General features: G+C 60.9%; 2 protein-coding genes. Both read right to left on the bottom strand.

The genetic code is table 11. The features are described from left to right. Positions 1-87: 87 nt before the first annotated feature. Positions 88-1,416 (bottom strand): ABC transporter substrate-binding protein, encoded by a 1,329-nt coding sequence (locus VNX23_RS18995; protein ID WP_325632493.1) that lies wholly within the window; start codon positions 1,414-1,416, stop codon positions 88-90. A gap of 314 nt (positions 1,417-1,730) precedes the next feature. Then, on the bottom strand, positions 1,731-2,738 hold the full coding sequence (locus VNX23_RS18990) for a formate dehydrogenase subunit gamma (RefSeq protein ID WP_325632491.1): 1,008 nt from the start codon (positions 2,736-2,738) through the stop codon (positions 1,731-1,733). Positions 2,739-3,009: the final 271 nt, after the last annotated feature.

Here is a 3,009-nt window from a genome sequence, read left to right as displayed (position 1 = left end):
TGACAAAAGCCGGCGCTACGGTGCCGCAGCGCCCGGTGTACACCCGCGGGACGGCAGCGGGAAATCAAGCGACGAACAAGTCGTCTGTCAGGCGCCGTAGATTTTCTGCAATTCGCCGGTCGCCCAGCTCACCGCGTCCGCAGCCTTAATGCCTTGGACCGCCTTCGCATACATGTCGACGATGATGTACTTGCTGATCGTCTCTGCCGCCGTGCGGCCGGCAGGCCCGGCGTAGCCGGCGAAGCGGCCGCTCTGCGCTGCGGTGCGGTATGGCAGCATCACCGGATCTATCTGCCACATCTTATGGTCTTGCCAGACCTTCGTAGGGCCCACCGAAAAACCCTGCTGCGAGATGAACCATTCGTCATAGATCTCCTTCGAGCGAAACCAGCGCAGGAAGTCCTTCGCGGCCTTCTGGTTCTTTGAATATCCTGGAATGATGTTCGAGAACGGCCCGTGAAAGCTGAAATGGCCGGCCGGACCGCGCGGCAACGGCGCGTGAAATGTGTCGTCCTTGATCGGCTTGCCGGTCTCGGTCAAATAGGTGTCGGCCTTGGCCTTGGCGAGCAGATAGATCGATGCGCCGTTTTGGGTCGAACTGATCGTGCTGGCGAGAAACGCGCGGTTATTGCCGGCGTCGTCCCATGAGGTGCCGCCGCTGTCGTAGCAGTCCTTCCAGAACTCGACCGCATACTTGACCGATTCGAGCGTTTCTTTGGTGTTCAAGGCGACGGTCTTGCCGTCCGCCTCGACCTCCTTGCCGCCCCACGACCACAGGTACGGATACCAGAAGTTCGGCGCGTCGCCAAAGGTGTGGGCCAAGGTCTGCCCATAGGGACGATTCTTGTCCTTCAGTTTCTTGCCAATGTCGCGGTATGCGTCCCACGTCTGTGGGAAGTTGTCGGCGGTGACGCCGATATCGGCGAACCAAGAGGTACGATTGACCAGCAGGTTGGGGATGATCGTGTGCGGCATTGCGACCCATTTCTTGCCGTCGTTGGCGACCGCCTTGGCCGTGTCGTAGTAGCCGCCCTGCTCTTGGCCGACCTCCTCGGCGATATCGCTGACGTCGATGACGCTGTCGGCATAAAGCTGCGGCCAGTTATTGATCTCCATGATGATGTCGGGCCCGCTGCCCGACTGGATCGCCGAGGTCGTGCGGGCTTGGATGCCGTTGCCGTCGATCGTCTCGGCATGGAGGCTGATGCCGAGCGCTTTCTGACACTCGTCCTTGATCTTCCCCTTGATCAGTTGGTCCGACACCGGGACAAAATCGACGAATTTAAGCCAATGCACGGTAGTGCCTTGGGCGTAGGCAGGTGCCCGGCCGGAGGCGAGGATCGCGGCGAGGCCGCCGGTTGCCGCACTGGCGCCGGATAGTTGAAGAAGACGACGACGAGTGAGGCGACCAGGCATGATGCTCTCCTCCCAGTCGCATGCGCGATGCAAAGAATAGGCCATGCCGAGCCCAAGCTCGGGCGCAATGTGACAACCGTGTTGATCCCTACCCTCGGCGGCTCCCCTCGCCCCCGATTTGGATCGGGCCTATACAACGTTCGGCTGCGAAGCCGGCAGCGTGCAGCCGGGTTTCGCTAGGAGCTCGCCCCAAAATCTACCATTTGGTTCGGGACCGGCTTCAGGTCATCGGAATTGACCCCGAGCTTTTGAGTCTCCGGTGCGTTGCACCGGAGCGTCATGTCTCGAATGGGTCACGGGCTGATGATTCGCGGCTATCCGCCCGGCGCGACGGTCGGCCGGGGCTGTGATGGATCCGTCCGCCCGAGAACGCCTTCCTCCTCGAGCCATAGGCTGTGGTGTTCCTTCGCCCAGTTGAGATCCACGGCGCCCGAGCCCATGGCCTCGAACGCGCCCTCCATGCCGATCGTCCCGATATAGATGTGCGCCAGCATGACGGCGATGAATAGCATCGCGACAATGCCGTGCACCATTTCGGCCTGTTGCATTGTCTCGATCGTCGTGCCGTAGAACGGGAAGATGAGGGCATAGCCGCTCATCGCGGCGGCGCCACCGCCCAGCACAACGATCCAGTAGACGAGCTTTTGGCCGGCGTTGAAGCGGTACGCCGGCGGATAATCGCGCGCGACCATGCCGCCACCGCGCTTTAGCCAGTCAATATCGACCCGCGTCGGGATGTTGCCGCCGAGCCACATCAGGAAAATCAGCACGACGCCGACGGTGAAGGGGAAGCTCAGATAATTGTGTGCGTATTTCGCCCATTCCGAAAGGGCCGTGAAAGATTCCGGCTTCATCAACGGGAGCAGCAGCGGCCGACCGAGGGTGATATTGAGGCCGGAAAGCGCAAGGATGATGAAGCAGACCGCCGTCATCCCATGCACGAACCGCTCGACCGCATTGAAGCGTACGATGGTACGGCCTGAGCCTCCGCTCTCGATGCGGACCATGCCGCGCCACAAATAAAAGATGATCAGCAGCGTCAGCATCCCGAGAATCGCGATACCGCTGATCCAGCGCAATGTTACCTCGTGGAAATGGCGCCAGTCGCGGCCCGCCGGCTGCTCGAGGGTATAGGACTTGGTATCGGGAATACTGCCGAGACCGCGGATCGTTTTGAATTGCTGCAGCAGCTGCTGTTCGCTGACCGCGTTTTTCGTCGGATTGACCGACTGTGCCTGTGCCGCCGACAGGTATCCGATCGCTGCGATCGCCAGGAACACCAAGACGAGGGCAATGCGAAGGGGAGTTGCGAGAGCCTGCATGGCATTCCCTCCGGACTTAATCTTTTTGCTGTGGTTATGAGCCGGACCGGGATCGGGTCCGGCAGACCGAACGCGATTTGGGGCGAGGACTGTCAACCCTCGGTTTCCGCTCCCCATCGCATCCGTCTCGGGCGACAGCATGTTGCGCCGGAGGCTCAAATCCGGGACGATGGCCCACTCGACAACGAAATCCGGGGCATGTCAGCTAAGGGAATGTCAGTTGAAGGAGGTCGCGAACGGAAGCTGACATGAACGAAATGCACGCGCTACG

The organism is Bradyrhizobium sp., assembly GCF_035570375.1.
Classification (GTDB): Bacteria; Pseudomonadota; Alphaproteobacteria; order Rhizobiales; family Xanthobacteraceae; genus Bradyrhizobium.
The sequence above is the reverse complement of the archived record's forward strand: the minus strand, read 5'-3'. Positions and strand labels throughout refer to the sequence as shown.